The following is a 25,908-nucleotide window of genomic DNA, read 5'->3' on the forward strand; positions in this document are numbered from 1 at the left end:
CCTCACTTGGTCCGTGTCTATAGCGGTGCGCGGGGGCGAACGGGTCGGATAAGGGGGCGGTCGAGAGGCCGGACGGAAGGAGCTGCGGGCTGTGGACAACAACGAGGCGAAGCTCCGCGACTACCTCAAGCGGGCCACCACGGACCTGCGCGCGGTGAAGCGCCGGCTGCGGGAGGTCGAGGACCAGGCCACCGAGCCCATCGCCATCGTGGGCATGGCCTGCCGGTTCCCCGGCGGTGTGCGTGGTCCCGAGGACCTGTGGGCCGCCGTCGCCGAGGGCCGCGACCTGATGGGCCCGTTCCCGGGCGACCGCGGTTGGGACCTGGACGCCCTCTACGACCCGACCGGCGAGCGCCGCAACAGCAGCTACGTCAACGAAGGCGCGTTCCTGGACGACGTCGCGCTCTTCGACGCCGGGTTCTTCGGCATCTCCCCGCGTGAAGCGCTCGCGATGGACCCGCAGCAGCGGCTGTTGCTGGAGACCGCGTGGGAGGGCTTCGAGCGCGCGGGCATCGACCCCGCTTCTCTCCGCGGCAGCCAGACCGGGGTCTACCTCGGCGCCACCGACCACGACTACGGCCGCGGCATGACCGAGCTGCCCGAAGAGCTCGAAGGCAACGTGATGATCGGCCGCTCCGGCGCGATCTCCTCCGGCCGCATCGCCTACTTCCTCGGCCTGCACGGGCCTGCCGTCACGATCGACACGATGTGCTCGTCCTCGCTGGTCGCGCTGCACCTGGCCTGCGAGGGGCTGCGCCGGGGCGACTGCTCGATGGCCGTTACGGGCGGCACCACCGTCTTGTCAACCCCAGAGGGGTACACCGAGTTCAGCCGTCAGGGCGCGCTGGCCAAGGACGGGCGCTGCAAGGCGTTCTCCGCCGCCGCCGACGGAACCGGCTGGGCGGAGGGCGTCGGCGTGCTCATCGTCGAGCGCCTGTCCGACGCGCGCCGCAACGGGCACAACGTCCTCGCGGTCGTGCGGGGCTCGGCGATCAACCAGGACGGCGCGTCCAACGGCTTGACCGCCCCCAACGGAACCGCGCAGCGCAAGGTGATCCAGCAGGCGCTGGCCAACGCGCGGGTCTCCGCCGATGAGGTCGACACCGTTGAGGCGCACGGAACCGGCACCACGCTCGGCGACCCGATCGAGGCGCACGCGCTGCTCGCCACCTACGGCCAGAAGCGCGAAACCCCGCTGTGGCTGGGTTCCCTGAAGTCCAACCTCGGGCACGCAGCCGCGGCGGCCGGGGTCGCCGGTGTGATCAAGATGGTGCTGGCGTTGCAGAACGGCTTGCTGCCGAAGACTTTGCACGTCGACGAGCCCTCGCCGAAGATCGATTGGTCGGCGGGCGCGGTGTCGCTGCTGACCGAAGCCCGCGAGTGGACCCGCAACGGCCACCCGCGCCGCGCCGGTGTCTCCGCGTTCGGTGCCAGTGGCACCAACGCGCACGTGATCCTCGAAGAGACCCCGGAGTTCGAGGAAGAGCCGGAAGTCCAGGAAGCCACGAAGGTCAGCACCGGTGCGCTGCCGTGGGTGATCTCCGCGCGCACCGCTGACGCCCTCCGCGCCCAGGCCCGTCGTCTTCGATCCACTGTGGACGGATCGGTTCCGGACATCGGCTACTCGCTCGCGAAGACGCGCTCCACCTTCGAGCACCGCGCCGTGATCATCGGGTCGGACCGCGAATCCATGTTGGCCGGGCTCGACGCGGTGGCGCTCGGCGAGGAGCGGGACGGTGTCGTCCGCGCGGTCTCCACCGACCTCGGCAAGTCCGTGTTCGTCTTCCCCGGCCAGGGCGCGCAGTGGGCGGGCATGGCGGTGGAACTGCTGGAGACCTCGCCGGTGTTCGCCGCGCGAATCCAGGAGTGCCACGACGCGCTTGCCCCGTTCACCGACTGGTCGCTGCTCGACGTTCTTCAGGGCACTGACACGAGTTGGTTGGAGCGGGTGGACATGGTCCAGCCCGCGTTGTGGGCGGTCATGGTCTCGCTCGCCTCGCTGTGGCGGGCCTCCGGCGTCGAGCCGTCTGCGGTGATCGGCCACTCGCAGGGTGAGATCGCCGCCGCGGTCGTCGCCGGTGCACTGTCCATTGAGGACGGTGCGCGGGCGGTCGCGCTGCGCAGCAAGGCGATCCGCGCCATCGCCGGTCTGGGCGGCATGATGTCCGTCCAGCTGCCCCGTGCGCAGGCCCTGGTGTACGTGACCGACGGGCTGTCCCTCGCGGCGGTCAACGGCTCCGGCTCAGTGGTGATCTCCGGCGACAACGAAGCCCTCGACGCACTTCAGGCGAAGCTCGAAGGCGAGGAGGTCCGGGTCCGCCGGGTGCCCGTGGACTACGCCTCGCACTCCGCGCACGTGGAGAAGATCCACGCCGAGCTGCTGGACGTGCTCGGTCCGATCGTGCCGAAGGCCAGCGAGATCCCGTTCTACTCCACGGTTCTCGGCGAGCAGATCGACACAACGACCGTCGATGCCGAGTACTGGTACCGGAACCTGCGGCAGACCGTCGAGCTGGAGAAGACCACGCGCCTGCTCATCGAGCACGGCCACGACGTGTTCATCGAGGTCAGCCCGCACTCGGTGCTGTTGCCCGCGCTGGGGGAGACCCTGGACGCGTTCGGCCGCGACGGCGCGACGGTCGGCTCGCTGCGCCGCGACCAGGGCGGCCTGGACCGCTTCCTCGCTTCGGTCGCCGAGCTGCACGCCCGCGGCGGAAACGTTGCCTGGACCTCGGTCTTCGCCGGGCTGGACGCGTCGGTGATCGACCTGCCGACCTACGCCTTCCAGCGGCGCCGCTACTGGCTCGAAGCACCGGAGAAACCGGTCGAGCAGGCCGTCACCGTGGATTCCGGGCTGGACAACGACTTCTGGCAGGCGATCGAGCAGGGCGACGTGGCAGCGCTGGCCAGCACGGTCGGCCTGGACACCGACCGGCCGTTGAGCGCGCTGCTCCCGGACCTCGCCGACTGGCGGGCGAAGCGCCGCGAGCAGTCCATCGTGGACTCCTGGCGCTACCGGGTGGACTGGGCGCCGATCGACGAGCCCGCCCCGGCGAAGCTGGACGGCACCTGGCTCGTGCTCGCCCCGGTCGACGCGGGCTACGACGCGCTGCGGGCCCGGGTTCGCGCCACGGTCGAGCAGCACGGTGGCAAGCCGGTCGTGCTGGAGTTGGCCGAAGGTGACACCGACCGGGAGTTGCTGGCCAAGCGGCTACGCGACGCGAACGGGCCGTTCCGCGGAGTGCTTTCGTTGCTGGCGCTCGACCAGCGGTGGCACGTGGAGCACAGGGGCCTGCCCAACGGGCTCGCCGCGACTCTCGCGCTGATCCAGGCGCTGGGCGACGCGGAGATCGACGCTCCACTGTGGCTGGTCACGAACGGCGTTGAGCAGAGCCCCGCGCAGTCGGCGGTGTGGGGCCTCGGCCGCGTCGCCGCGCTGGAGTTCTCGCAGCGGTGGGGCGGCATGGTCGACGTGCCGCAGAACCTCGGCGAGAACGCGGTCAACCGCCTCGCCGGAGTCCTTGCAGGACATGGGGATGAGGACCAGGTCGCGGTCCGCCCGAGTGGCCTTTTCGCGCGCCGCCTCGTCCGGGTCACGAGCGACAACGTTCAGGCGACGTGGAAGCCGCAGAGCTGCGTGCTGCTGACCGGCGGCACCGGCGGTGTCGGCGCACAGATCGCCCGCTGGCTGGCGAAGCACCGCGCTCGCCGCCTCATCCTGACCAGCAGGCGCGGCATCGACGCTCCTGGCGCCCGCGAACTCGTCGCGGAGCTCGCGGAGTACGGCACCGAAGCCGTCGTCGTGGCGTGCGACGTCGGCGACGAGAAGGCGCTGATCAAGCTGAAGCGCCGCATGGAGGCAGATGGTTGGCCGATCACCTCGGTCATGCACATCGCCGGAGCGGGTGTCCTCAATGGACTGTCCGCGACGAATCTCGACGAGTTCGCCGACACCGCCTACGCGAAGATCGCCGGCGCGGCCGTGCTCGACGCGGTGTTCGACACAGACGAGGTCGCCGAGTTCATCCTGTTCTCCTCGATCTCCGCGGTGTGGGGCTCCGGTGACCACGGCGCCTACGCGGCGGCCAACGCCTACCTCGACGGTCTCGCCGAGTCGCGGCGCGGCCGCGGTCGTCCCGCGCTCTCCTTGGTGTGGGGCATCTGGGACCCCGAGGAGGGCGGCGGCATGGCGGCCAACCTCGTCGAGCAGGCGTTGCGCGACCGAGGAATCCCGTTCATGAACCCGCGCCTGGCGATCGACGGTTTCCACCGCGTGCTCAGCGATTCCAACCGTGCCGTCGAGGTCGTCGCCGAGGTGGACTGGTCGAAGTTCGTGCCCGTGTTCACCGCTGCGCGGCCGAGTCCCTTGCTGGGGACCGTTCCCGAGGTTCGCGCCGCGCTCCAGAAGGAGCAGGCCGCCGCGGCGAAGGTCAGCAACGGTGAGGCTTCGCTGAAGGACCGGCTCGCCACGCTCAGTCCGGCCGAGCGCTCGTTGACCATCGCATCCGTTGTGCGGACGCAGGTCGCGGCCTCGCTGAAGTACCCGGGGCCGGAGTCGGTGGAGACCACGCGGGCGTTCCGCGAGCTCGGCTTCGACTCGCTCACCGCGGTCGATCTGCGCAACAGGCTCGGTGAGGCAACGGGTTTGCGGCTTCCGGTGACGATCGTCTTCGACCACCCCAATGTGGTGGAGCTGGCGAAGCACGTGGAGAAGCAGCTCGTCCCTGCTACCGAAGACCCGCTTGCGGGGTCGAGCATCGGCTCAGTGAGTGTGTCCTCAGCAGTCAACAACGAGACGTTGGCGCTGCTGTCCACCATCTCGCTGGACAAGCTGCGCGAGGCCGGGTTGCTGGACACGTTGCTGCGCTTGGCCAACGGCGGCGAGGACGAGCCCGAGAGCAGCGACATCGACGACATGGACGTCAGCGCCCTGGTCGCCATGGCCCTCGAAACCGACAACTAGTTCGGAGCGGATGATGTCGGACTCGAACCAGCAGGTCGTCAACGCGCTGCGCGCGTCTCTGAAGGAGACCGAGCGGCTGCGCAAGGCCAACCAGCAGCTCACCGCCGCTTCCCGCGAGCCCATCGCGATCGTGGCGATGAGCTGCCGGTACCCGGGCGGGGTCGCCTCGCCCGAGGACCTGTGGGACGTCGTCGCCGAGGGCCGCGACGTCGTCGGCTCCTTCCCGGCCAACCGCGGCTGGGACCTGGACGCCATGTACGACCCGGATCCGGATGTGCAGGGCACCTGCTACACCACGCAGGGCGGCTTCATCTACGAGGCCGATCGGTTCGACCCGGCGTTCTTCGGGATCTCCCCGCGCGAGGCCGCGACCATGGACCCGCAGCAGCGGCTGCTGCTGGAGACCTCGTGGGAGGTCTTCGAGCGCGCGGGCCTGACTCCCCAGGCGCTCAAGGGAACCCCGACCGGGGTGTTCGTCGGCGCGGCCTACCAGGGCTACGGCGAGAGCTGGCGGGACGCGCCGGACGGCCTCCAGGGGCACCTCGTCACCGGCATGTCGACGAGCATCATCTCCGGCAGGATCGCTTACACACTGGGACTTGAGGGCCCGGCGGTCACCATCGACACCGCCTGCTCGTCCTCGCTCGTCGCGATCCACATGGCGATCCAGGCGCTGCGCCAAGGGGATTGCTCGCTCGCGGTCGCGGGTGGCGCGGCGATCATCTCCGCGCCGATCTCACTGGTCGGTTTCGCGCGGCAGCGCGGGCTCGCGGAAGACGGGCGCGGCAAGGCTTTCGGCGCGGGCGCGGACGGCATGGGCCTCGGCGAGGGTGCCGCGGTCATCCTGCTGGAGCGCCTGTCCGACGCGGAGCGCAACGGGCACAAGGTGCTCGCGGTCATCAAGGGCAGCGCGCTCAACCAGGACGGCGCCTCCAACGGCATCGCCGCGCCGAGCGGTCCCGCGCAGCGCAAGGTGATCAACGCGGCGCTGGCCAACGCACAGCTGAAGCACGAGCAGATCGACATGGTCGAGACGCACGGCACCGGCACCAAGCTGGGCGACCCGATCGAAGCGCACGCGCTGCTGGAGACCTACGGCCAGGCCCGCACCGACGACCGTCCACTGTGGATCGGATCGGTGAAGACCAACATCGCGCACGCGCAGGCCGCCTCCGGCGTGGCGGGCGTGATCAAGACCGTGATGGCCTTGCGACACGGAGTTCTGCCGAAGTCGCTGCACGCCGAGGAACTGTCCCCCTTCATCGACTGGGACACCGGCAACGTCGAGGTCCTGCGCGAGCAGCGCGCCTGGCCCACGACCGGGTCGCCGCGCCGCGCCGCCGTCTCCTCTTTCGGCCTCAGCGGCACCAACGCCCACGTGATCTTGGAGCAGGCGCCCAAGGCTCCGGAGGAATCGGACGAGCGCAACGAGCCTTCGCACACCCCGTGGCTGCTCTCGGCTCGAAGCGAGTCGGCCCTGCGCGAGCAGGCTCAGCGCCTCCGCGACCACATGGAGAACAACCCCGGCCTCAAGCCGTTGGACGTGGCGTTCTCGCTGGCGACGACTCGGGCCCGCTTCGAGAACCGCGCCGTGGTGCTCGGCAAGACCCGTGCGGATCTTCTGTCCTCTTTGGACGCTCTGGCCAAGGGCGAGCCCGCCGGGTCTGTGGTGCGCGGCGCGGTCACCGACATCAACCGCACGGTTTTCGTCTTCCCCGGCCAGGGCTCGCAGTGGGCGGGCATGGCCAACTCCTTGCTGCGCACCTCACCGGTCTTCGCCGCGCGGATGCGGGAGTGTCACGACGCGCTCGCTCCCTTCGCCGACTGGCGGCTGCTGGACATCTTGGACGGCGACGACGCCTCCTGGATGGAGCGGGTCGACATCGTCCAGCCCGTTCTCTGGGCGGTCATGATCTCCCTTGCCGCTCTGTGGCAGTCGCACGGCGTTCACCCCTCTGCCGTTGTCGGTCACTCTCAGGGTGAGATCGCGGCGGCCGTCGTCGCCGGTGCGCTGTCCATTGAGGACGGTGCGCGCGTGGTGGCCTTGCGCAGCAAGACGATCAGTGCGATCGCCGGTCGCGGCGGTATGATGTCGGTTGCCCTGTCACGCACGGACGTGCAGCCCTGGTTGGACCGTCCGGGCATCTCCCTTGCTGCGGTCAACGGTGCGAACTCCGTTGTGGTGTCGGGCGAAACCTCCGCCCTCGACGAGCTTCAGGCAGCCCTGGAGGCCGAGGACATCCGCGTCCGCCGGGTGAACGTGGACTACGCCTCGCACTCCGCGCACGTCGAGGAGATCCGCGACCAGATCCTCGAAGTCCTCGCGCCGGTGTCTCCGCGCACCCCGGAGATCCCGGTGTACTCCACGGTGACGCGCGAGGTGATCGCCGGGCCGGAGATGGGCGCGGACTACTGGTACCGCAGCCTCCGGCAGACCGTCGAGCTGGAGGACATCACCCGCCTGCTCATCGAGCACGGTCACGAGGCTTTCGTCGAGACCAGCGCGCACCCCGTGCTCCTTCCGGCGATCCAGGAGACCTTGTTCACCGCCGAAGACCCGCTTGCGGGGTCGAGCATGAGCACAGCAAGGGTTTCCTCTTATGTCACGGTGGGTTCGCTGCGCCGTGACGAGGGCGGGTTCGACCGGTTCCTCACCTCGCTGAGCGAGCTGTACGTGCGCGGCGGCGCGGTGGACTTCGACCCGGTCTTCGCGGAGTCCAAGGCCCGCAAGGTCGAGCTGCCCACCTACGCCTTCCAGCGGCAGAACTACTGGATGGAGTCCTCCGCGACCGTCTCCGCCGTGACGGCCGCTGCTCCCGACGACGACTTCTGGTCCGCCGTCGAGACCGAGGATCTGCACGCGCTGGCCTCGACCCTGGGTATTGAGGCCGAGGATTCATTGGGCGCACTGCTGCCCGTGCTCGCGAAGTGGCGCAAGGCGAAGCAAGAAACCTCCGCTGTGGACTCACTGCGCTACAAGGTCACGTGGGAGCCGGTAGCCGACGCAGCACCCGTGTCCACCGGCACCTGGCTGGCCGTTGTTCCGGCGGGGCATCGAAGCGCGGTGCTCGACGCCACGGTGATAAGCCTCGAACTCGACACCGCGGACATCGACCGTGCGCGCTTGACCGCCCGCATCACGGAGCTGGCCGAGCTGTCCGAAGTGGACGGTGTGATCTCCCTGCTGGCGCTGGACGAGCGAGCGCACTCCGCCTCGGGGCAGACGGTCGGCATGGCGCTGAACGTGATCCTGACGCAGGCTCTCGGTGACGCCGGGCTGGACGTACCGCTGTGGCTGGCGACGCGCGGAGCTGTCTCGGTCTCCCGCGCCGACCGTGTCGCTAACCCGATCCAGGCCGCGATCTGGGGCCTCGGCCGCATCGCCGCGCTGGAGTACCCGCACCGCTGGGGTGGCGTCGTCGACCTCCCCGAGAACCTTGATGCACGGGCACTTCGCCGCGTCACGGCGCTCCTCACCGCTGGCGCCGAGCCGGAGTGCGCGGTTCGCACGTCCGGCACCTTCGCGCGTCGCCTGGTCCGCCACGTGGGCACTGGCGGGGAGAAGTGGACCGCGCGTGGAACTGTGCTGGTCACCGGTGGCACTGGTGGGCTCGCGAAGCACGTCGGTCGGTGGCTGGCGGGCAACGGCGCCGAGCACCTGGTGCTGACCAGCCGAAGGGGGCCGGACGCGCCCGGAGCCGCTGAGCTGGCCGAGGAACTGCGCGAACTCGGCGTCGAGGTCACGATCGCCGCGTGCGACGTCTCGGACCGTGACGCGCTGAAGAACCTCATCGACGGGATCAGCGATCTTCGCGCCGTGGTGCACACCGCCGGTGTGCTGGACGACGGGCTGATCGACACGCTCACGCCGGACCGCACGGACATCGTGTTCGCGCCCAAGGTCGCCGCTGCGCAGAACCTGCACGAGCTGACCTCGGACCTCGACGCCTTCGTGCTGTTCTCCTCCTTCGCCGGTACCGCAGGCGGTTCTGGCCAGGGCAGCTACGCCGCCGCGAACGCCTACCTCGACGCGCTCGCACTTCAGCGCCGAGCGGACGGGCTCCCCGCGACCTCCGTCGCATGGGGTGCCTGGGCTGGCGGTGGTCTCGTTGACGCGGCCACCGCGGAACGGTTGCGGCGCGGCGGAATCCCCGCCATGCAGCCGGAGATCGCCATCGCGGCCATGCAGCGCACCCTGGACGAGGAAGGCACCTGCGTCGCGGTCGTCGACATCGACTGGCCGACGCTCGCGCAGAACTCCCCGGCCGTGAAGACCAACCCGGTCTTCGGTGACCTGGCGGAGATCAAGGCGCTCAAGGCGGCACCGCAGACCTCCGACGCGCCGAGCGCTGACGGTTGGGGTGGACTGTCCGAAGAGGACCGTCGCAAAGCGCTGATCGACGTGGTGGCCGGTCAGGTCGCCGCGGTCCTCGGCTACTCCGGTGGGGACCAGATCGAGCCCGCCAAAGCGTTCCGCGACCTCGGTTTCGATTCCCTCACCGCAGTGGACCTGCGCAACCGGATCGCTGAGGCCACGGGGCTGCGACTGCCGGTCACGCTCGTCTTCGACTACCCGACCGTGACCGCGCTCGCCGGGCACCTGGCTGCGCAACTCGGCGGGACCACCACCGAGACCGCCGCGCCTGTTGCTGTCGGAAATACGGACGAGCCGATCGCGATCGTCGCGCTCAGCTGCCGTTACCCTGGTGGCGCAAGCACTCCCGAGAAGTTCTGGGAGCTGCTGGTCGAGGGCCGTGACGCAGTGGGCGAGTTCCCGACCGACCGTGGTTGGGACCTCGAAGGCCGTTACGACCCGGACGCCGACAAGCCCGGCACCTTCTACGCCACCGGCGGCGGCTTCCTCCACGACGCGGCCGACTTCGACCCCGCCTTCTTCGGCATCAGCCCCCGCGAAGCCCTCGCGATCGACCCGCAGCAACGGCTGCTCCTCGAAACCGCTTGGGAGAGCTACGAACGCGCGGGCATCGACCCGACGTCGGTCAAGGGCAGCCGGGGCGGCGTGTTCATCGGCGCCAGCTACAACGACTACGGCTCGCGCTTCGACACGGCGCCGCCGGAGTTCGAGGGTTACCTCGCGCTCGGCAGCTCCAGCAGCGTCGCCTCCGGCCGCCTGTCCTACACCTTCGGGCTCGAAGGCCCGGCGGTCACCGTGGACACCGCGTGCTCGTCCTCGCTGGTCGCGCTGCACCTCGCGGCGAAGGCACTGCGCAACAACGAGTGCGACTCCGCGCTTGCCGGTGGCGTCGTCGTGATGTCCACAATGGACAGTTTCATCGAGTTCTCCCGCCAGCGCGCGATGTCCCCGGACGGTCGTTGCAAGGCGTTCTCCGATAAGGCCGATGGCGCGGGGTGGGCCGAGGGCGTCGGCATGCTGCTGCTGATGCGGCTCTCCGACGCGCAGCGCGACGGCCACCCGGTCCTCGCCGTGCTCAAGGGCACCGCGATCAACCAGGACGGCGCCTCCAACGGCCTCACCGCGCCGAACGGCCCCGCCCAGCAGCGGGTCATCCGGGCGGCGCTCGCCGACGCGGGCATGACTCCGCAGGAGGTCGACGCGGTCGAGGCGCACGGCACCGGCACCTCGCTCGGCGACCCCATCGAGGCCCAGGCACTGTTCGCCACCTACGGTCAGAACCGCGAGAAGCCGTTGTGGCTCGGCGCTTTGAAGTCCAACATCGGCCACACCCAGGCGGCGTCCGGCATCGCGGGCGTCATCAAGATGGTGCTGTCGCTGCAAAACGGCCTGCTGCCCCGCACGCTGCACGCGGAGACGCCGTCGCCGCACATCGACTGGTCTGCCGGTGAGGTCGCGTTGCTGACCGAGCCGGTGGAGTGGGAGCGCAACGGCCACCCACGCGCCGCCGGTGTCTCCGCGTTCGGTGTCAGCGGTACCAACGCCCACGTGATCATCCAGGAAGCTCCTGTGGTGGTCGAAGAGGACCGGGTCGCGCCCGAACTCCCCGCCACGCCTTGGGTTCTCTCCGCTCGGAGCAGCGCAGGTCTGCGCGGTCAGGCGGAACAGCTCCTGGCCCACGTCGACGCACCCCTGGTGGACACCGCGTACTCCCTGGTGACCAGTCGGTCCACTTCGGACTATCGCGCGGTGATCGTCGGCCAGGACCTCGCGGCGATGCGTGCTGGACTGGCATCCCTCGCTGAGGGCAGCGAAGCGCGCGGAGTTGTTACCGGTATCGCTGGCAACGGCAGCACGGCGGTGATGTTCACAGGCCAGGGCTCACAGCGCGCGGGCATGGGGCGCGAGCTGTACGACGCGTTCCCCGTCTACGCCTCGGCGTTCGACGCGGTGTGCGCGCACCTCGAAGCCCATCTGGACCGCCCGATCCGGGACGTGATCTTCGACGGCGACGGGCTCGACGAGACCGGCTACACGCAGCCCGCGCTGTTCGCGGTCGAGGTCGCGCTGTACCGGCTCGCGGAGAGCTTCGGCGTTCGCCCGGACTACCTGGTCGGCCACTCGATCGGCGAGCTCGCCGCGGCCCACGTGGCCGGAGTGCTGTCGCTCGCCGATGCCGCGAAGCTCGTCGCCGCGCGGGGCCGCCTCATGCAGGCCCTGCCCACCGGCGGCGCGATGGTGTCGCTCCAGGCCGCCGAAGCCGATGTGTTGCCGTTGCTGAACGACGAGGTCAGCATCGCGGCGCTGAACGGCCCAATGTCGACAGTGATCGCCGGAGCCGAGGACGCGGTCCTCAAGGTCGCCGAGGCCAGCGGCGTGAAGACGAAGCGCCTCACGGTCTCGCACGCCTTCCACTCGCCGCTGATGGAGCCGATGCTCGCGGAGTTCCGGACGATCGCCGAGTCGATCACGTACGAGAAGCCGCGTCTGTCCATTGTGTCCAACTTGACGGGCGGGCCGGTTGAGGAGATCGACGCCGACTACTGGGTCCGCCACGTTCGCGAGGCCGTGCGGTTCCAGGACGGCATCCGCTGGCTGGAGAGCAACGGCGTCGGCACCTTCGTCGAGCTGGGCCCCGGTGGTGTCCTCACGTCGATGGCGCGGGATTGCCTTGAGCGCGAAGCGGTTCTGGCCCCGTCGCTGCGCAAGGACCGGCCGGAGGCGGAGTCCTTCCTGACCGTGATCGCCGAGCTTCACGTGCGCGGCGCCGCGATCGACTGGACCTCGCTCTTCGACGGTGCGCGCCGCGTGGACCTGCCGACCTACGCGTTCCAGCGCCAGCGCTACTGGCTCGACGCCTCGCAGCAGAACGCCGATGTGGCCAGCGTCGGCCTCAAGACCACCGGGCACCCGTTGCTCGGTGCGGTGACCGAACTGGCTGACAGTGAGGGCTACCTCTTCACCGGAACGATCTCGGCGAAGACGCATCCTTGGCTGCTGGACCACGCCGTGGCGGGCTCGGTTCTCTTCCCCGGCACGGGTTTCCTGGAGCTGGCCCTGCACGTGGCGGCCGAGGTCGGCACGCCGGTCGTCGACGAGCTGACCCTCGAAGCCCCGCTCGTGCTGCCGGAGAAGGGTTCTGTGACCCTTCAGCTCTCCGTGAGCGGGCCGGACGAGAACGGCAACCGCTCGCTGGCCGTGCACTCGCAGTCCGGCGACACCTGGCTCCGTCATGGCACCGGAACCTTGACCGGCTCCTCGGAACCCGCTGAGCGCATGACGGGTGCGTGGCCGCCCGCCGGTGCGGAGAAGCTGGACACGGACAGCCTCTACGACCGCATGCTGGAGGGCGGCTTCGGATACGGCCCGACTTTCCAGGGCCTCAAGTCAGCGTGGCGCGACGGCTCCGACATCGTCGGCGAGGTCGCGCTGCCGGAGGATCAGCGGTCGGCTGCCGCCAAGTTCGGCCTGCACCCGGCACTGCTCGACGCGGCGCTGCACACCCTGGCGTTCGGTGGCCTAGAAGGGCTGGAGGGCGGCCTGATGCCGTTCTCGTGGACCGGGGTGTCGTTGCACGCCATCGGTGCCCGCGAACTGCGGGTCCGGGTCACGCCCAATGGCAAGGAGTCCGTGCGCGTCGAGGTCACCGACCAGACCGGTCAGCCGGTCGCCTCGGTCGAGTCGCTCGTGCTGCGCCCGGTCTCCAAGGACAGCATCAAGGCCGCCTCGGCCGGTGACGGTTCGGCGCTCTACACGGTCGGCTGGACGGAACTGTCCACTTCGGACGATGTGAGCACGGGAGAGTGGGTCTTCCTCGGTGACGAGGCCCACCCGGCCATCCAGGCGCTCCGGACCAGCGGTGTCAAGATCACCGCGAGCCCCAGCATCTCCGCCCTCACCACGATCCCCGAGGTGGTGCTGGTCCCGCGCCGCGCGACGGCATCCGGCGAGCTGCCAGGACGGGTGCGCAGTGAGGTGCACGCGGTGCTCGCGCTGGCGCAGGAATGGCTGCGCGAGGACCGGTTCGGCGGCTCGAAGCTGGTGTTTCTCACCGAGGACGCCGACAATCTGGCGCAGGCCGCCGTGTGGGGCCTGATCCGCTCAGCGAGCAACGAGAACCCCGACCGTTTCGCTCTTGTCGACACGGACGGGACGGACGCATCACACGCCGCGCTGCCCATTGCGCTGGCCGCCGACGAGCCGCAGCTGCGCGTACGCGACGGCAAGGTCTTCGCGGCACGGGTCGGCCGGGCCGTCGAAGTCCCAGCTACCAAGGAGATCGACCCCAACGGAACCGTTCTCGTCACTGGTGCGACGGGCATGCTCGGCCAGCTGGTCGCGCGGAACCTGGTCACCGTGCAGCAGGTCAAGCACCTCATCCTGGTCGGCCGCCGTGGCCTCAGTGCTCCTGGCGCGGTCGAACTCCGGGACGAGCTGACCGATCTCGGCGCCGAAGTCTCCGTCGTGGCCTGCGATGTCTCCGACCCCGAAGCCATCACCGTTGTGCTGAAGGAAGTTCCGGAAGACCACCCGCTGACCGCGGTCATCCACACCGCCGGTGTCCTGGACGACGGTGTGTTCGACTCGCTGACCCCGGAGCGGATCAACACGGTGTTCCGCGCGAAGGTCGACGCGGCGGTGAACCTCTACGAGCTGGTCAAAGACACCGATCTGGCCGCGTTCGTGCTGTTCTCGTCGATCGCCGGTGTGGTCGGTGGAGCTGGTCAGGCGAACTACGCGGCCGCCAACGGATTCCTCGACGCGTACGCGCAGAGCTTGCGCACCAAGGGTTTCCCGGCGCAGTCGCACGCGTGGGGCTTGTGGGCCGAGCGCAGCGGCATGACCGGCAAGCTCGACTCGGCCGACATGCAGCGGGCAGCGCGGTCCGGCATCGCGCCGATGACCACGGAGGAGGCGCTCGGGTTGTTCGACGCCGCACTGTGCTCCGGGCACGGAGCGGTGATCCCGGCCCGGCTCGACCCGACCGCGCTCAAGGCCGAAGCCGCCAGCGGCAGCATCCAGCCCGTGTTCCGCGGCCTGGTCCGGACCCCGGCGAAGCGGGCCACCGCGTCCACCGCCGCCACCTCGACCGGGCTCGCCGAGCGACTGTCCGGTTTGGACACTGACGAGAAGGCCCAGGTGCTGCTGGACCTGGTGCAGTCCACGGCGGCGGCGGTGCTCGGCTACTCCGACGCCGGAGGCATCGACGCCGAACGCGGCCTGCTGGAGCTGGGCTTCGACTCGCTGACCGCCGTCGAGCTGCGCAACCGGCTCAGCAAGGCCACTTCGCTGCGCCTGCCGGTGACGCTGCTCTTCGACTACCCGACGTCCACGGCCATCGCGGGCTTCCTCGGTACGCAGATCAAGACCACCGAGGTCGACCCGGCGCAGCAAAGCCTTGCCGAACTGGACAAGGTCGCGCGCGGACTCGGCCGGATCGCCTCGGACGACAAGGCCAAGGCCAAGGTGGCGGCCCGATTGCAGGAACTGCTCGGTGTGCTCGGCGTGGAGACCGACGCGGTCTCGGCCCGGCTCTCCGAGGCCAGCGACGACGACATCTTTGACTTCATCGACAACGAGCTGGGTCTGTGAGGCGGTAGCGCGGTGAGTGAGGACAAGCTTCGGGATTACTTGAAGCGGGTGACGGCTGATCTGCACCGCACTCGGCAACGGCTCCAGTCCTTCGAGGAGCCGGTCGCGATCGTGGGCATGGCGTGCCGTTACCCCGGCGGGGTCAGCACGCCGGAACAGCTCTGGGAGCTGGTCGCCTCGGGAACGGACGCGATCAGCGACTTCCCCGAGGACCGGGGCTGGGACCTGGAAGCCCTGTACAACCCCGATCCCGACGTTCCTGGCACCTCCTACGCCCGCGAAGGCGGTTTCGTCGAGGACGCCGACCACTTCGACGCGGCGTTCTTCGGGATCTCCCCGCGTGAGGCCGTCGCGATGGACCCGCAGCAGCGCCTGTTGCTGGAGACCGCGTGGGAAGCGTTGGAGCGCACGGGAATCGACCCGAACTCGCTCAAGGGAAGCCGCACCGGCGTCTTCGCAGGCGTGATGTACCAGGACTACAGCCGTCGCCTGACAACCGTGCCCGACGACGTCGAGGGCTACCTCGGCGCGGGCAACTCCGGGAGCATCGCGTCCGGCCGGATCGCCTACATCCTCGGCCTCGAAGGCCCTGCGGTCACCGTGGACACAGCCTGTTCGTCCTCTTTGGTCGCTCTGCACCTGGCCGCGCGTTCGTTGCGGCACAACGAGTGCGACCTCGCGCTGGTCGGCGGTTCGATGGTGATGTCGACCCCGGTCGCGTTCGTGGACTTCGCCCGACAGCGCGGCCTCGCGCCCGATGGCCGCTGCAAGGCGTATGCGGACTCGGCCGATGGCACGGGCTGGGGTGAAGGCGTCGGCATGATCGCCGTGGAGCGCCTGTCCGACGCGCAGCGCAACGGGCACACGGTCCTCGCGATCGTCAAGGGTTCGGCGATGAACCAGGACGGCGCGTCCAGCGGTCTCACCGCGCCCAACGGCCCCTCGCAGGAGCGCGTCATCCGCGCCGCCCTTGCCAATGCGCGTCTCCAGGCCGACGAAGTCGACCTGGTGGAAGGACACGGCACCGGCACCTCGCTCGGCGACCCGATTGAAGCCCAGGCGCTGCTGAACACCTACGGCCAGGAGCGGACCACACCGCTCTGGCTGGGATCGCTGAAGTCCAACATCGGCCACACCCAGGCGGCCGCGGGCGTCGGCGGTGTGATCAAGATGGTCATGGCACTGCGCAACGGGTTGATGCCGAAGACCCTGCACGCCGACGCCGCTTCGTCCAAAGTGGACTGGTCGGTCGGTGCGGTCTCGCTCCTCACCGAGGCCCGTGACTGGCCGCGCGGCGAGAACCCCCGTCGTGGTGGGATCTCGTCCTTCGGGTTCTCCGGCACCAACGCGCACGTGATCCTTGAGGAAGCCCCTCCGGTGGAGCCGGTTCCAGTCGAGGTCACCGCCTCCGTCCCGGTTATCCCGCTGGTGCTCTCCGGCAAGACTCCCGAGGCGTTGGAAGCCCAGGTCGCCCGGCTGGAGTCGGTCGAGGCGTCCACAGTGGACATCGCGCACTCCCTGGTGACCACGCGCTCCGCCTTCGAGTACCGGACCGTCATCCTCGGCGCAAACCGCGTCACCGGGCGTGCGACGAGCGGCAAGACCGCGTTCCAGTTCACCGGCCAAGGTGCCCAGCGCATCGGCATGGGCCAGCAGCTCTACAAGGCTTTCCCCGCCTACGCCAAGGCTTTCGACGAGGTCGCGGCAAAGCTGGACAAGCACCTCGCCCGGCCCATCACCGACGTGATCGCCGATGGCGACGGCCTGGACCGCACCGAGTACACGCAGCCCGCCCTGTTCGCGGTCGAGGTCGCTCTGTTCCGCCTGGTCACGAGCTGGGGCGTGAAGCCGGACTTCCTCATCGGCCACTCGATCGGCGAACTGGCCGCCGCCCACGTCGCGGGCGCACTGTCCCTTGAGGACGCCGCCGCGCTGGTCACCGCTCGCGCCAGGCTGATGCAGTCCGCGCCCGAGGGGGGTGCGATGGTCTCCGTCCGCGCTGCCGAAGACGTCGTCACTCCGCACCTCACCGAGCGCGTCGACATCGCAGCCGTCAACGGTCCCGAGGCCACGGTCATCGCCGGTGACGCCGAGGAAGTCCTGAAGATCGCGGCGGCTCTGGAAGCCGAGGGTGTCAAGACCAAGCAGCTCAAGGTCAGCCACGCTTTCCACTCGCCGCACATGGCCGGGATCTTGGAGGAGTTCCGCAAGGTCGCCGCGTCGGTGACCTACTCCGCGCCGAAGATCCCGGTGATCTCCAACCTCGACGGCCAGCGCGTGAGCGCCTACACCGCCGACTACTGGGTGGACCACATCCGCAAGGCGGTGCGTTTCAAGGACGGCATTCGCACCCTGGAAAGCCTTGGTGTGACGCGGTTCCTGGAACTCGGTCCGGACGGAGTACTGACCGCCGCCGCTGCCGAGTCGCTTGCGGACTCCACGACCCTGGTCGCCGCGCAGCGCCGCGAGCGCGACGAGGTCGACACCCTCCTCGCCGCCGTCGCCGGGATCTACGTCTCCGGCGGCCAGGCGAAGTGGACGGAATACCTGGCGGGCACCGGCGGTTCGCGGATCGACCTGCCGACCTACGCTTTCCAGCGCGAGAAGTACTGGCTGGACGCGGTCGCCGAGGCCGGTGACGTGGAGAGCGCCGGTCAGCGCGGCGCGGAACACCCGCTGCTCGGCGCGGTCGTCGATCTCCCGGACACCGATGGCGTGGTGTTCACCGGACGGCTCTCCGCGCAGACTCACCCCTGGCTCGTCGACCACGCGGTCGGTGGCACCATCCTGTTCCCCGGCACGGGTTTCCTGGAGCTCGCGATCCGCGCCGGTGACGAGGTCGGCTGCGATCGCGTCGAGGACCTGACGTTGCAGGCCCCGCTCACGCTGTCCGCGAAGAGCGCTGTGTCCTTCCAGGTCAGCGTCGGCGCTCCGGATGAGTCCGGCGCGCGCGAGCTGAACATCTACTCCCACAACGGTGAAGACTGGGTCTGCCACGCCACCGGTCTGCTCGCGGTCGGTGCCACCGAGCCCACTCCTTCGCTGACGACGTGGCCGCCCGCCGATGCCGAAGAACTTGAGGTCGAGGATCTCTACGAACGCTTTGCCAGCAACGGTTTCGCCTACGGCCCGGCCTTCCAGGGCGTGCGCGCGGCCTGGGCCAAGGGTGACGAGGTCTATGCCGAGGTGGCCCTGCCGACCAAGCAACGCGAGGACGCCGCGTCCTTCGGCCTGCACCCCGCGCTGCTCGACGCGGCCCTGCACCCGATCGCTTTGGGGGCTTCGCTGCTCGACCCGGGTGAGGACCCGACTCGTGGACGGTTGCCGTTCTCGTGGACCGGAGTCAGCCTGCACGCGTCCGGCGCGGAGGAAGTCCGCGTGCGCCTCGCCCGCGCCAGCGGTGACTCTGTCACGCTGACCATTGCCGACGCCGAGGGCAACCCTGTCGCCGACGTGGAAGCCTTGGTGCTTCGGCAAATGGCGGCTGCAACGGCTGCTCCGACTGCCGATCTTCACGAGTCGCTGTTCCGCTTGGACTGGAACGCGATCGCCGCCCCCGGAACCCCGCTTCGCCGCGCGGGTCTGGTCGGGCTCGACGAGCTGAAGATCACCGAAGCCCTGGACAGCGCGGGCGTGCACGTCGAGTCCTACGCGGACCTCGAAGCACTCGCCGGTGCGCTGTCGACCGGAACGTCTGCGCCCAGCGTGGTTCTTGTCCCTTGTGGACAGATCTCCGGCAGTGTTCCCACCGCCGCGCGCACGGCGACCGCCGCGGCATTGGACCTGGTGCAACAGTGGTTCGCCGACGATCGCTACGGCGACTCGCGGCTGGTCTTCGTCACCCAAGGTGCCGTCCAGGCAACCGAGTCCGACGAGATCACCGACCTGGCGAACTCCACTCTGTGGGGCCTCCTGCGTTCCGCGCAGACCGAGATGCCGGACCGCGTCGGCCTCGTGGACATCGACGACGATCCCACGAGCTACAACGCGCTCGCGACCATCCTCACCAGCACTGAGCCGCAGCTGGCCGTTCGAGCCGCGGTGCCGCACACGCCGCGCCTGGCGCGCGTCGCGGTGCCGGACAACCTCGACGCGGTGGAGTTCCCCGCCGACGGAACGGTGCTGATCACCGGCGCCACCGGCTCGCTGGGCAAGGCGCTCGCGAAGCACCTCGTCACCGAGCACGGCGTGCGGAACCTGGTGCTGACCAGCCGCAGGGGCCTTGCCGCCGAAGGCGCCGAGCAGTTCCGGGATTCCCTCGCCGCTGAAGGGGTTTCGGTGTCCGTCATGGCCTGCGACGCGGCCGACCGGGACGCTCTCGCCGCGCTGATCAACGGCTTGGACCGCCCGCTGTCGGCTGTCGTGCACACCGCCGGAGTGCTCGACGACGGCACGATGGCCTCGCTGACCCCGGAGCGCATCGACACCGTGCTGCGGCCGAAGGTCGACGCCGTGGTCAACCTGCACGAGCTCACCAAGGACATGGACCTCGCCGCGTTCGTGCTGTTCTCCTCCGCCGCCGGTGTGCTCGGCGGTGCGGGCCAGGGAAACTACGCGGCGGCGAACACCTTCCTCGACACCTTCGCGCAGAGCCTCCGCAAGCAGGGCCGCCCCGTGATCTCGCTGGCGTGGGGCGTGTGGGCGAGCGAAGGCAGCATGGCGGACACTGGGCGCGGCAACCGTTCTGGCATCGCGCCGCTGTCCACCACGCAGGGGCTCTCGCTGTTCGACACGGCGCTCCGCCTGGGCGAGGGCGCGGTCATCCCGATGCGCCTGGACATGAACTCGTTGCGCGCCAACGCCGCTTCGGGCTCAGCCCCGGTGTTGCTGCGCGGCTTGGTGAAGGTCCCGACGCGACGCGCGGCGAAGGCTCGTGCTGCTTCCGGTGGCGGGTTCGCGCAGAAGCTGGCTTCCATGCCGGAGGAGCAGCGGCTGGGCACGGTCCTCGACCTGGTCCGCGAACACGTCGCCACGGTGCTCGGCCACGCCGATGCCTCGTCGATCAGCGCTGACCACGCGTTCGTCGACTCCGGCTTCGACTCGCTGACCGCCGTGGAACTGCGCAACCGCCTGGCGACCGCGACTGGTCTGCGGCTACCCGCGACGCTGGTCTTCGACCACGCCGACCCCGCGGCACTCGCCGCGCACCTGGTGGGAGAGCTGGGGAACGCGGCCCCGACCGAGGCTGCCGCCACACCGTCCACTAAGGACACTGGCGGCACGACGCTGATGTCGCTCTACCTGGAGGCTTTCCAGACTGGCAAGTGGGCGGAGATCTTCGAGTTGCTCCGCGCCGCCGCCGCACTGCGCCCGAGCTTCACCGGCTCCGACGACCTGGACAAGCTCCAGCAGATGCCGAAGCCGGTGCTGCTCTCACGCGGTGAGGCGGAGAAGAAGATCTACTGCTTCTCCTCCTGCCTCGCCGTCGCCGGTATCCACCAGTACGCGCGCTTCGCGGCGAGTTTCCGGGGCAAGCGCAACGTTTCCGCGCTCGCCGTGCCCGGCTTCAACCGCGGTGAGAGCCTGCCGACCGATATCGCCGCGGTGATCCAGGCGCAGGCCGAGGCGGTCCGCCGCGACGCCGACGGCGCCCCGATCGTGCTGCTCGGCTCGTCGGCGGGCGGCTGGTTCGCGCACGCCGCGGCCGGCTACCTGGAAAGCGTGGGGGAGCGGCCCGCGGGCGTCGTGCTCGTCGACACTTACACCCCGAAGAGCAACCTCATCAACCAGTTCGGCCTCTCCCTGATGGACGGGATGGTCGAGCGCGAGGGCGTGTTCGTCACCATGGACGACGCCCGGCTGTCGGCGATGGGTTGGTACCTCACACTTTTTGGGAAGTGGGGTCCCGACGAGATCGACACGCGTACGCTGCTGGTGCGGGCGACCGAGCCGCTCTCGCAGGGGTCGATGCGCGCGCTCGGCGAGGACTGGCGCTCCTTCTGGGAGTACCCGCACGACGTGGTCGACGTGCCGGGCAACCACTTCTCCATGCTGGAGGAGTACTCCAGCCAGACCGCGACCGCGATCAACGACTGGATCGACGGCCTTGACTAGCCCTGGAAGGGACGACCAGATGCTGGAGCTCTCCCCGGAGTTGTCCCTGTGGTTCCGCAGGTTCCACCAGCCCGCCGCCGACGCGCCGGTGCTGGTGTGCTTCCCGCACGCGGGCGGCTCGGCGAGCTACTTCTTCAAGCTCTCCGAGGCGCTTTCGCCCGATGTCGACGTGCTGGCGGTGCAGTACCCCGGTCGCCAGGACCGCCGTGCGGAACGCTGCGTGGACAACGTGGTGGCGCTCGCGGAGCGCGTGGTCGAGGCGATCCTGCCGCTGACCTCGCGGCCGTTGACCTTCTTCGGCCACAGCATGGGCGCGACGGTTGGCTTCGAGGTCGCGCGGCGGCTGGAGCACTCGCATGGGAAGCCGATCGAGCGCTTCCTGGTCTCCGCCCGCTGCGCGCCGTCGTTGCACCGCAGCGCCGACATCCACAAGCGCGACGACGACGGCATCATCGCCGAGATCGCCCGGCTCAGCGGCACCGAGTCGACCCTGCTCGGCGATGAGGAGCTGATCCGGATGGTGCTCCCGTCGATCCGCAACGACTACAAGGCGGCCGAGACCTACGCCTACCACCCCGGCGAGCCGCTCAGCTCCCCGGTGACCGGTTTCTGCGGTGACTCCGACCCACGCGTGTTCCCCGCCGACCTCGACGGCTGGGCCGCGCACACCACCGCCCCCTACACGTCGAAGACGTTCCCCGGCGGCCACTTCTACTTCGGCGAAACCCCTGGCCCCCTGGCCGCCGAGATCCGCACCCGCCTCCTCCAACCTGTGTGACCGCTCGGGTCCGGCGGTCTTCAAGTACCCCCCCACCCCCGTCCCCACCGTCTCTAACCGCAGCGAACCCCGGACTCGTGACCGGGGTCCGCTGCGGTTAGAGACTGCTGGGGGTGGGGTTCGCGGTACTTGAAGACCGTCCAACCCGGCTGGGTCAGGGGGTGCCGACGATCTCCTCGATGACCTTCACGGCCGCGGTGGTGCCGCCCGCCTCGTCCAGCTCCCGCTTGAAGCTCACCAGGCTGTCCTTCATGCCCTGGTCGTCGGGGACCTCGGCGATCAGCTTCTTCAGCGCGTCCACGGTGACCTTGTCCGACGGCAGGTGGCGGCCGATGTTCACCGCCTCCATCCGGTCCGCCGTCGCGCTCTGCTCCACCATCTGCGGGACCGCGATCATCGGCACACCGAAGTGCACGGCCTCCATGACGCTGGTGATGCCCGCGTGATTGATGAACAGATCGGTGTGCGGCAGGATCGCCATCTGCGGCACCGCGTTGTGCACCTCGAAGTTCTCCGGGATCTCGCCGAGCAGCGCGCGGTCCACCCGCTCGCTCACCACGAGCACCACGTGCCAGTCGGTCCCGGTGAACGCCTTGATCACGTCCACGAAGAACTCCGGCCGCGCCGTGTAGATCGTGCCCAACGAGACCAGGCACAGCCGCTTCCCGGAAGCAGGCGGCTGCCACTCGCCCTGGCTCGAGCGCTCCGCCAGGCACGGCCCGATGAAGTGGAACTCCTCGCCGAAGCTCTCCTGCGCGAACTGGAACGAGCGCGGCATGAACACCAGGTGCCCGGCCACCCCCTTGCCCGTGCCGTCGGCCAGCTCGGCCATGGTCAGCCCGGCCTTCTTCGCCATCCGGTGCATGCCCAGCGCGAACCGCCACAACCGCAGGTCCAGCGGGTTCGGCTTGATGTAGTTGTGGGTCAGCGCCCACGTGTCGTTGGAGACGAACGTGGTCCAGTCCGGCATGCACGGCACGTCCAGCTCCCGCGCGATCAACCTGCCCCACCACCCGGCGATCCCGTCGAAGATCACCAGGTCCGGCCGGTTCTCCCGGTAGAACGGCAGCAGCTCCGGGACCTGCGTCTTCGTCTCGGTCAGGTTCGCCATCAGGCCGCGGGAGAGGTCCACCCCGGTCAGCCGGAACGGTTTGTCCGGCGGCGGCGCCACCGTGGTCTCGAACAGCACGACCTCCGCGCCCGCCTCCGCCACCCGGTCCGCGTAGGTCGCGGTCGTGGCGTAGGTGACCCGGTGCCCCCGGGCCGTCAGCTCGGCGACCATGCCCAGGGTGGGGTTGATGTGGCCCGCGGCGGACGGCGGGAAGAAGGCGATGTGAGCCATTGTGGCGGGCGACCCTTCTAGCGTGCGGAGAAGCCGAGGCACCCCGAAGCTACTATTCACTGAATAAGCCGCAACCCCTAAATACGGGCAGGAACGATCCGTGACGGTGCGTGCGTACCCAGTTCTTTTGTCCGTACTCGCCCCGGATGCCGGAGTTGCGCGCCTGACAGTTGTCACGGGCAGCTCGTGACAGGAGACCTAGGCGGTCCGCCCGGCTCAGGGGCAGTCTGGTGCCATGACCACGGCAGCCCCCGCCCCGGCGGGGAACGGTCATCACCCGAATTGCCCGAAGGCCACCCCGGTCAATGGGTAAAGAACTCGATTCGTCCGTTTACGGATTTTCGAGCACCAGCACCGAGGAGGAACAATGACGAAGCCGGACAAGAACAAGCAGATTCTGGTCATGTCCGTCGCCGCGATCATCGGTGGCGTGATCGGCGGCCTCTGCGGTCTGTTCGTGCTCAACCCGGGCATCCTCATCCCGATCGGTGTCGTGATCGGCATCGCCGTCAGCCTGCCGATGGTCAACAGCAAGAGCTGACCTCGGCACGCCGGTGCACCCCGAACCCCCAGCGCGGGTGGACCGGCCGGTCCGGCGACGACGCCCTGCGTCGCCGGACCCCTAACAGCCGGGCGGGGACCGTTCCAGTCGGTCCCCGCCCGGCCCCTTCGCGTCTCCGCCGCCCTCTGATCGCTCGGCGCGGCGGTGCACCCAATGACTCGTTCAGCACGTTCAACTGACCAAATGAGTCATTCGGCACACTCAACGTGCTGAATGAGTCATTGAGGCGAACCCGCGCGAGTCGAGCCCGCGGTGAGTCGAACTCCGCCCACCGCGCCCCAGGACTTGGCGCCCCACCCCCGCCGCGCCACACTTGAAAGTGGGGGGGTCCCCCGGACCGTGCGGAAGCCACCCTCGCCCGCACCACGACCCTGTTCACGGGCTCGGCGATGCGCCTCAATGACTCGTTCAGCACGTTCAACGGACTGAATGAGTCGTTGGGGTGGCTTCGGCGCCCTACGGCTCACGGGCGGGGAACAGCGCAGTGCCCCGGCCGGGAGATCCGGCCGGGGCACTGGTCATGCAGCGGAGTTCGCTCAGCCCGTCACGTCGAGCTGGGCCGGAGCCGGAACCGGCTTCGGCGCGACGCCGTTGTCACCGGTGGCAGCCGAGGAGGAGCTGGACGGCTTGCTGGTGGCGCTGGACGGCTTGCTGGTCGGGGAGGGCTTGCCGGTGGGCGAGGTACCGGTCTCGCCGCCGGTGTTGCCGTCCTTGCCGGGGGTGCAGGTCGCCGAGGCGACGGTGATCTTCTGCAGCTCCGAGACCTTGATCGAGATCGCGTTGACCGTGGTGGTCCCGTTCTTGTTCTTCACCTGCTCGTTGAGCATGACCTTGGCCAGGCCGGGCACCTCGATGCCGGTGTTGGCCGGGACCGCGACGTCGAGCGGCTTGCCGAGGAGCTTGGCGCCGACCAGCGAGGAGGACACGCCGGACTTGTCGCACTTGGAGGTGATGACCTGCGCGCTGAGCAGCTGGCCGCCGCCGAGCTTGAGCTCCTTGAGCAGGTCGAGGCCCAGGTCGACGGACACGTTGACGACGGTGGCCTTGGCGTTGTGCTTGCCCGCCTCCGCCTCCAGCGCCCGCACCTGCACGGACTTGGCCGGGACCTCGGCGACCTTCTTGTGGTCGTAGCCGTTCTTGCCGTTCACGTACGGCAGCGGGTCGATGTTGAGCAGGCCCTTGGCCGACAGAGCGAAAGCCTCGCTGGCGGCGGAAGGCGTCGCGGACGCGGCGGGCGCCGCGACGAGTCCTGCTGCGGCGAGCGCGGCGAGCGCGCCCAGGATCTTCTTGCTGGACAAGGAGAGGACCTTTCAGGGGTGAATGGGGCGGAGGCCAGGGCCGGGTGCTGGCGGTGCTTCCCCGACGCGACCCGGCCGCTGACCGGGGGGAAGGGAGATCAGGTGATGGAGATGACCGTACCCAGGGGCAGGTCCATCAGCTTGGTCAGCGTTTCCGGGGTGACCCGGATGCAGCCGTCGCTGGTGCTCTTGCCGATGTGCTCGTTGGTCGGCCAGGTGTGCAGCGCGACCGTGCCGGGCCCGCCGCCGAAGGTCTCGTGCGAGTCGGAGTGCGCGGACAGCGGCAGCACGTACTTGCTGTAGGTGTTCTTGGTCTCCTCGATGGAGGCCATCAGGTAGTGCCTGCCCTTCGGCGTGGGGAACTCCGCCTTGCCGATGCCAACCTTGTGCGTGCCCTGCGACGCGCCGTCCTTGAAGATCTCCAGCGAGTAGTTCGCCAGGTTCACCGTGACCGTGTAGGGGTTGCGCGCGGACTCGGTGGAGCCCGGCGCGTGGATCCAACCGGCCAGGCCGTTGGGCCGCGCGGGCAGCAGCACCTGGACCCAGTCACCCTGCTCGGCGATGGCCGGAACCCAGGTGGGCGAGCCGACCTGGACCGTCGGGAGCTTGCCGAACGGCTTGCCGCCGGGCTTGTCGTAGACGGGCAGCTCCTTGGTGACCTTGAAGACCTTGTCGGTCGCCTTCGCGGTCGGAGCCGGGTCGAGCGGGGCGTTGTCGATCTTGCCGAAGGTGTTCAGGTCGGGCAGCACGGCCAGGTCGGCCGTGCCCAGCTCGGCCGGGGCGGCCTGGGCCGGGGCCTCGGAGGAACAGCCCGAGCTGAGCAGCGCGACGCTCACGACGCCGATCAGAGCGGTCAGCACCGTGCGGGGGACGGACGCGGTTGTTGCCATCGGAAAACCTTGACTCCGGGAATTCAGGTGTGGGTGGGGGAGGCGGTTGTGCCG

At 69.4% G+C, this 25,908-nt stretch carries 6 protein-coding genes and 2 pseudogenes; 5 read left to right on the forward strand and 3 right to left on the reverse strand.

Features of this window, described 5'->3' with window-relative positions:
* The first annotated feature begins 82 nt into the window (after positions 1-82).
* The 4 genes and pseudogenes from NLX83_RS16435 to NLX83_RS16450 all read left to right on the forward strand — a co-directional run bounded on the left by NLX83_RS16435 (position 83) and on the right by NLX83_RS16450 (position 21,762).
* Positions 83-4,963, forward strand: coding sequence for a type I polyketide synthase (locus tag NLX83_RS16435; RefSeq protein ID WP_256563934.1), 4,881 nt, complete (start codon positions 83-85; stop codon positions 4,961-4,963).
* A gap of 31 nt (positions 4,964-4,994) precedes the next feature.
* A pseudogene (locus NLX83_RS16440) lies at positions 4,995-14,930 on the forward strand (type I polyketide synthase); the annotation flags it as partial.
* A gap of 27 nt (positions 14,931-14,957) precedes the next feature.
* Positions 14,958-20,984, forward strand: a pseudogene (locus tag NLX83_RS16445) (type I polyketide synthase); the annotation flags it as partial.
* 19 nt (positions 20,985-21,003) lie between these two features.
* Positions 21,004-21,762 (forward strand): thioesterase II family protein, encoded by a 759-nt coding sequence (locus NLX83_RS16450; RefSeq protein ID WP_254235716.1) that lies wholly within the window; start codon positions 21,004-21,006, stop codon positions 21,760-21,762.
* A 154-nt stretch (positions 21,763-21,916) separates the two neighbouring features.
* Here NLX83_RS16450 and NLX83_RS16455 read toward each other — a convergent pair whose 3' ends face one another.
* Positions 21,917-23,104 carry a macrolide family glycosyltransferase gene (locus NLX83_RS16455; protein ID WP_254235717.1) on the reverse strand — a complete coding sequence of 396 codons (1,188 nt, stop codon included), beginning with the start codon at positions 23,102-23,104 and terminating at the stop codon, positions 21,917-21,919.
* Between the two features lie 367 nt (positions 23,105-23,471).
* Here NLX83_RS16455 and NLX83_RS16460 point away from each other — a divergent pair, with 367 nt between their 5' ends.
* On the forward strand, positions 23,472-23,645 hold the full coding sequence (locus NLX83_RS16460; protein WP_254235718.1) for a hypothetical protein: 174 nt from the start codon (positions 23,472-23,474) through the stop codon (positions 23,643-23,645).
* A 557-nt stretch (positions 23,646-24,202) separates the two neighbouring features.
* On the opposite strand, the gene NLX83_RS16465 is transcribed toward NLX83_RS16460, so the two are convergent.
* Both NLX83_RS16465 and NLX83_RS16470 read right to left on the reverse strand, forming a co-directional pair.
* Positions 24,203-24,964: a choice-of-anchor P family protein gene (locus NLX83_RS16465; RefSeq protein WP_254235719.1), complete on the reverse strand. Its 762-nt coding sequence runs from the start codon at positions 24,962-24,964 to the stop codon at positions 24,203-24,205.
* Between the two features lie 98 nt (positions 24,965-25,062).
* Positions 25,063-25,854 (reverse strand): L,D-transpeptidase family protein, encoded by a 792-nt coding sequence (locus NLX83_RS16470; RefSeq protein ID WP_254235720.1) that lies wholly within the window; start codon positions 25,852-25,854, stop codon positions 25,063-25,065.
* Positions 25,855-25,908: the final 54 nt, after the last annotated feature.

The sequence above is a fragment of the Allokutzneria sp. A3M-2-11 16 genome, from assembly GCF_024213555.1.
Classification (GTDB): domain Bacteria; phylum Actinomycetota; class Actinomycetes; order Mycobacteriales; family Pseudonocardiaceae; genus Allokutzneria.

What these genes read in the sequence shown, in the direction of transcription:
- NLX83_RS16450 (WP_254235716.1), top strand. Translation starts at nt 21,004, where the DNA reads ATGCTGGAGCTCTCCCCGGAGTTGTCCCTGTGGTTCCGCAGGTTCCAC.
- NLX83_RS16455 (WP_254235717.1), bottom strand. Translation starts at nt 23,104, where the DNA reads ATGGCTCACATCGCCTTCTTCCCGCCGTCCGCCGCGGGCCACATCAAC.
- NLX83_RS16460 (WP_254235718.1), top strand. Translation starts at nt 23,472, where the DNA reads ATGACGAAGCCGGACAAGAACAAGCAGATTCTGGTCATGTCCGTCGCC.
- NLX83_RS16470 (WP_254235720.1), bottom strand. Translation starts at nt 25,854, where the DNA reads ATGGCAACAACCGCGTCCGTCCCCCGCACGGTGCTGACCGCTCTGATC.